Raw genomic sequence first — 5352 nt, 5'->3', positions numbered from 1 at the left:
GCATGAGAAGCAGCGACATCCTCCAGCAGCGCCGCGAAGTCGTCTTTCTTGTGCCGGGCGACGAGCATCGCATTGTAGTCTGTCCAATCTCGGTCGTGGTGGGCGTAGAATTCCGGCAAAGCGCCGTTCAACACCTCGCCGATGGCCGCCCGGTTGGTATGATCCCAGCCGATCAGGTGTGCCAATAGAGCGCCGGCGTCCCAGGTTCCCACAAAAGGGCGGTGGCGGGCATCGTCGGGGAGCGCTTCCGCCTCCGCCAGTATTCGACCGCGCACATCGGCCAGCGCGTTCATCAGGGAGGCCTTGTCCTGTTCGGTTCTTACCTTGCGGCTCATGATTCACCTCGGCTCCCTCTATGTCCGTTTCGCTCACCTAATAAAGGAACGGCACTAAGCGCCATGTGTGGCGGCAGTAGTGTACATATGTCGCGCCCAGGACGCGCTGCAGGTCGGCCTCCTCGCGGCTCATGCGTCGTACGAGAGCTGGCAACAGAAAGACCAGCGCCACAGCCGCGCCCGCGAAGCTGGCGACGATCAGCGGCCAGCCCGTTGCCCATAATAGCGCGGCTGCATACAAAGGGTGACGCACCCACCGGTAGGGGCCGCTGCGGACGAGGTGGACGGCCGGGCCGGCTGTAGCCCGGGGTCGAAAAGCGCTTCCAAGCGCGACGCGGGCGCTTACTCCCAGAAAGATCGCCGCCGTCGCTAGCGCTACACCGAGGATACTAACCCCTACTGGCAACCGGGCCGCCAGGCCATACACCCGGTCAATCACGGCCGCCGGTGCGGCAGCGATGAGACCCAGAGCGATCAGATTGTCGGTCGCATCTCGGGGGCCGCGCGGCTGCTCGATGTCCACAAACGCCGTGGCCGCCAGCCACATGCCAGCTGTTAGCGCCACGAACAGTATCTCAGCCCAATCGTTGGCAAACCACCACCAGCCGCGGGCGATTAACGCCGGCAGGAGGAAGGCGACTAGGAATACAAACGGCAGCGCGATGAGCCACTTGGTGCGATTGGTCATGTTACACCTTGGGCATTTACCTGTATTATACCATAAGCGCGTCACGGCCCGTTCGCCGTCGGCGCGCGCATCATGCTCAATCGGAATCGCCGTTACGCCCTCGTCCTGTTGCGCCTCGCCGTCGCCGCGCTCTTCCTCGCGCCGCTGCTGTGGGCCATGGGGGCTGCCCTGCGGCCGGCGGGCGTACCGCTGGCGGCTCCGTTTCTGTCCGTCACGCCCACGCTCGACAGCTTCGCCCGGCTATTCCGCGTTCTACCTGTTGGCCGCTTCACCCTCAATTCCCTGCGCGTCGTGGTGTTGGCCGTGCCCCTGACTCTGATCACCGCCTCTTGGGCGGGTTACGCCATGGCCCGGCTGCCGCGCCCGTCGCAGAGACGGTGGGTGCTCGTCTCGTTGCTGGTCCTGATGGTTCCCGCCATCGCCCTGTGGCCGGCCCGCTTTCTGGTCTACAGTCGCCTGGGGCTGACCGATTCGATCGGGGCGCTCATTGCCCCCGCTTTCATGGGCAGCAGCCCCTTCTTCGTCCTCATGTTCTACCGCGCCTTTCGTCGCATCCCGCCGGCTATTTACGACGCCGCGCGCATCGACGGCGCGGGTGTGCTCGAAACGTGGCGGCGGGTGGCGTTGCCTATCGCCCGGCCGACGGCCTTTGCCGTCGCCATCTTGACTTTTATCTTCTATTGGGGAGACTTTCTCTCGCCGCTGCTCTATCTGAGCGACGCGCGCGATTACACCCTGCCCGTTGGCCTCGAACTGCTGGAGCAACTCGGCCGGACGGACTATTCGCTCCTGATGGCCGGCGCGCTCTGGGCGACGCTTCTGCCGGTAGTCTTGATTGTGGTGATAGTCAGCACGATGGCTCTCAAAGAGAGGCAGAATCCGCAGAAGGAACAGAATAGTTAACTTATGCGAAAAATGGCGCTGTTCGGCATCCTCTTCATCCTTGTCGCACTGGCCGGCTGCCGTTCAGAACCGCAGGCCGTGTCCTTCATGGTCTTTGGCGACCCGGCGGAGTTTGCCGCCTACGAGTCGCTGGTCGAAGCCTTCGAGGCTGCTCAGGACGAAGTCGACGTCACGCTGTCGCACATCCCCTCGCAAGGGGACTATCGCACCAAGCTGGCGACCGATTTCGCCGCCGGCACGCCGCCCGACGTGTCGCTGCTCAGCTTCCGCCGGGCGGGCGCGTTCATCGCCGCCGGTCAACTGGAACCCCTTGGGCCTTACCTGGCGGAGAGCGACGTCATCGCCGCCGAGGACTTTTACCCGATTACCCTGGAGTCCTTCACCTGGAACGACCAGCTCATGTGCATCCCCCAGAACATCTCCAGCCTGGTGGTGTACTACAACCGCGACCTCTTCACCGCGGCGGGCGTGGCCGAGCCGGCTGACGACTGGACGTGGAATGACTTCCTGGCTGCCGCCCAGGCCCTCACGCAAGACACGGACGGCGACGGGACAATCGACCAGTACGGCCTCGGGGTCGAGGCGTCGCTCTACCGGCTGGCCCCCTTCGTCTGGCAGAACGGTGGCGAGATCGTGGATGACGCCGCCTTCCCGACGCGGCTCGGCCTGACGCTCCGCCCGGCGCAACTCGCCCTGGAGTGGTTCGTCGCCCTCCAGACGGTACATCACGTGGTTCCCGACCGGCTGGCGGAAGCGTCGCAGGATAGCGAGAGCCGCTTTGTGGCCGGCACAACGGCCATGTACCTGAACAGCCGTCGCGGCACGCCCACCTATCGCGAATCGGCCGCCTTCGATTGGGACATCGCCCCGCTGCCGCGCGGCGCGCAAACGGCCGGCGTGCTGCACAGCGACGCCTACTGTTTGTCGGCCACCGCGACCAACAAGGATGCTGCCTGGCGCTTCATCGAGTTCGCCAACTCGCCGGAGGGACAGACGCTCGTCGCCCAAAGTGGGCGCACCGTTCCCTCGCTCGTCGCCGTGGCCGAGTCCGAGGCCTTTCTGGACCCGGCGCAACGGCCGGCGCGCAGCCGCGTCTTCCTGGATACCATCCCCGACCTGCGTCTCGTTCCCCTGCTCAGCACGTGGGATGAGATCGAGGGCACGGCGTCGGAGGAGATCGACCGCGCCTTCTATGGCGACATCGGCGTCGAGGAGGCAGCTGTCCTGGCCCGCGATCGGACGGAAGAGTACTTCGCCCTGGCGGCCCGGCCGTAGCGCATTCAGACCTGACAGGTGTCGCGCCTCGGCGGCGCGACACCTGTCAGGTCTAGTCTCACTGCGTAACCGTCACCGCCAGCGCAAACGTGTCCGCCGGCTCCACGGCCGTCTCCCCCGGCCGGGCGTTGATCAGTTCCAACGTGATAGCGCCCGGCCCGACCGCCTCGAAAGTGAACGTCACCCGGCCGCCCGCGCCGGGCATTGGCTCCCCCTCGATCTCGTAAGCCGGCTCGCCGCTGGGCCACAGGATGGCGTCGTCGTTGACGACGATGCTCCAGACGTAGCCCGTGCTGCGGTTTTCGGGCAGGCTTAACTGGAACGCGTCACCGACGGTCATCGCCACCGTCTGGCCGTCGTCGTTCTCGTCGGCGATGTAGATGTCCTGCGGCGTGTTGCCGCCACAGGCCACGAGCGTGGTGAGCAGGAGTAGCGAGAGCAGCAGCGTTCTAAACGTCATCAATGTATGGCCTCTTGGGGTATGGCTAGAGCTTGCCGCAACACCTCCGCCGGGTGCAGCGCCGCCCGGCCGCTGCCGTGGGCGATCTGCTGGCGGCAGCTGACCCCGGCGGCGACGATGATCGTCTCCGGCGCGGCAGCGCGCACTGCCGGTAGCAGCCGGCGCTCGGCCATGCGCAGTGAGATGTCGTAATGTTCCGCCTCATAGCCGAACGACCCTGCCATGCCGCAGCAGCCGGAGTCTACTTCCTCCACCGCATAGCCGGGCGGCAGGCCGAGGACGCGCCGCGCCGGCTCTGTGCCGACCAGCGCCTTCTGGTGGCAGTGACCGTGCAACAGCACGCGCCGGGGTTCGCCAGTAAACGACAGCCGCAATTCGCCGGCCGCCGCCAGCCCGTCGATGAACTCCTCGAAGGTGAGCGCCTGTCGGGCAACCAGAGCCGCGTGTGGGTCGCCGGGCAACAAGTAGAGGTACTCGTCGCGCAACATCAACAGGCTGCTTGGCTCTAGACCGACCAGGGAACGGCCCGCTTCGGCATGGGGCGCAAGGGCGCGTAGGGTGCGTTCGGCCGCCCGCCGCGCCTCGGCCACCAGTCCCTTGGAAAAGAACGCCCGCCCCTCATCAACGGCCACCGCTTCCACCGCCCACCCCGCTGCCTCCAACACCTCCACCGCCGCGATCCCCACCTCTGGGCAGTTATAATTCGTGAAAGCGTCTATCACCAGCGCCACCACATCGCCCCGGCTCCCCGGCTCCCCTGCTCCCCTGCTTCTCTTCGCCCACCACCTCATAAACGACTGCCGCGCCACTACCGGCAGCGCCCGCTCCGTCGCCAAGCCCATCAGCCGCCGGGCTCCACGCGCCCGTAGCAGCCTGTTGGTCAGCGGCGCGCGCCAGTCGCCCCCTAGCCGGTTGAGCGCCGCCACGTGACCGAACAACCGGGCGCGCAGCGGCGTCCCGTGAACCTCATAGTAGCGCGCCAGAAACTCCGCTTTCAGCCGGGCCATATCGACCGCCGACGGGCACTCCGCCTTGCATGCTTTACAGCTGACGCAGAGATCCATCACGGCGTACATGCGCGGGCTGGTTAGTTCCTCGACCGGTAGCACGCCCGACAGCGCTGCCCGCAGGGCGTTGGCCCGGCCGCGCGTGCTGTGCTCCTCCTCGCGGGTCACCATGAAGCTCGGGCACATCGTCCCCCTGATGCGCTGGCGGCAGATGCCCGCCCCATTGCACATCTCGATCGCCCGGATGAACCCGTAGGGGGTTGTGGTGGTAGTTGGTGTTTCTGGAATAGTTATGCGAATAATCGATGTGCCATCCCCTTCGTAGTCGCTGAAATCGAGGCGCGACCGGTCGGCGACCGTGGGGAGGGCGCGCAGCGAGTCGGTCATGGGCCGGCCATCGACGATGACGCCGGGGTTGAGCAGGTTGTGGGGATCGAAGAGGCGCTTGACCTGCCGGAACAGACCGTACAACTCCGGGCCGTAGAACGCCTCATTGAGCCAGGTGCGCGTGCGTCCGTCGCCGTGCTCGCTCGACAGCGCGCCGCCGTACCCTTTTACCAGGCCGGCGGCGACGGCGGCGATGTCGGGCATCTTCGCCAGGTCGGCGGCGCTACGGGTGTTGAGCAGCGGACGAATGTGCAGACAGCCGGCGCTGGCGTGGGCATAGTACGAGATCGGCGTATC

At 66.1% G+C, this 5352-nt stretch carries 6 protein-coding genes; 2 read left to right on the top strand and 4 right to left on the bottom strand.

From position 1 onward, the window contains the following. Positions 1-335: hypothetical protein (locus tag ACE3UY_RS03005; protein ID WP_374686070.1), on the bottom strand; the 335-nt coding region annotated here is incomplete at its 3' end. 37 nt (positions 336-372) lie between these two features. Continuing rightward, entirely contained in the window at positions 373-1023 is a 651-nt protein-coding gene (locus tag ACE3UY_RS03000; RefSeq protein WP_374686069.1) for an isoprenylcysteine carboxylmethyltransferase family protein, read from the bottom strand. Positions 1024-1095: 72 nt separating this feature from the next. Here ACE3UY_RS03000 and ACE3UY_RS02995 point away from each other — a divergent pair, with 72 nt between their 5' ends. After that, complete coding sequence (locus ACE3UY_RS02995) at positions 1096-1926, top strand: carbohydrate ABC transporter permease (protein WP_374686068.1); 831 nt, start codon at positions 1096-1098, stop codon at positions 1924-1926. Between the two features lie 3 nt (positions 1927-1929). After that, positions 1930-3201: a sugar ABC transporter substrate-binding protein gene (locus ACE3UY_RS02990; RefSeq protein WP_374686067.1), complete on the top strand. Its 1272-nt coding sequence runs from the start codon at positions 1930-1932 to the stop codon at positions 3199-3201. A 58-nt stretch (positions 3202-3259) separates the two neighbouring features. Here the strand turns inward: ACE3UY_RS02990 and ACE3UY_RS02985 are convergent, their stop codons facing one another. Both ACE3UY_RS02985 and ACE3UY_RS02980 read right to left on the bottom strand, forming a co-directional pair. Next, positions 3260-3661 carry a protease inhibitor I42 family protein gene (locus ACE3UY_RS02985; protein ID WP_374686066.1) on the bottom strand — a complete coding sequence of 134 codons (402 nt, stop codon included), beginning with the start codon at positions 3659-3661 and terminating at the stop codon, positions 3260-3262. Beyond that, positions 3661-5352, bottom strand: a 1692-nt coding sequence (locus ACE3UY_RS02980; protein ID WP_374686065.1) for an FAD-linked oxidase C-terminal domain-containing protein, incomplete at its 5' end; no start/stop codon positions are given. The genes ACE3UY_RS02980 and ACE3UY_RS02985, both read right to left, overlap by 1 nt.

Source organism: Promineifilum sp. (SeqCode) (assembly GCF_041918635.1).
GTDB lineage: Bacteria > Chloroflexota > Anaerolineae > Promineifilales > Promineifilaceae > Promineifilum.
Note: the sequence above shows the minus strand (reverse complement) of the source record. Positions and strands in the feature narration are given on the sequence as shown.